Source organism: Brevundimonas sp. P7753 (assembly GCF_013386595.1).
GTDB classification, from domain to species: domain Bacteria; phylum Pseudomonadota; class Alphaproteobacteria; order Caulobacterales; family Caulobacteraceae; genus Brevundimonas; species Brevundimonas bullata.
In genome coordinates this window covers 1-306 of sequence record NZ_JACARP010000298.1, presented here as the reverse complement: position 1 = coordinate 306, position 306 = coordinate 1, and the positions used below count along the sequence as shown (strand labels likewise).

Sequence of the window (306 nt, the reverse complement as noted above, 5' to 3'; positions counted from 1 at the left end):
CATTGCACCGGCCTGGCCCCTGGACCGTGCCATTGCAGTCAACCCGCACTGGGCGCGCATCGGCATGCCGGTGCGCCGGGTGGCAGCGCGCATGGCAGCGCTGGGCGGCATTCAGGTCTTTCCCGGGCGCGACCGGCAACTGCAAGCGTGGACGGAAGGACGCATCAGCGCCCAGGACCTTGATCAGGCGATCCGCCAGATGCCTCAGGCGCAAGCCTGCGGGTTGACTGCCGAAGACTGCGTACAGGCCTTACACAACACCCAGCCCGTAGAGCAATTGCCCCTGCTGATCGATGTGCTGGACAA

The 306-nt window shown here is 66.0% G+C and carries 1 protein-coding gene; it reads left to right on the top strand.

The features are described 5' to 3' along the window. Positions 1-306: putative inorganic carbon transporter subunit DabA (locus HX774_RS19655; protein WP_178829049.1), on the top strand; the 306-nt coding region annotated here is incomplete at both ends.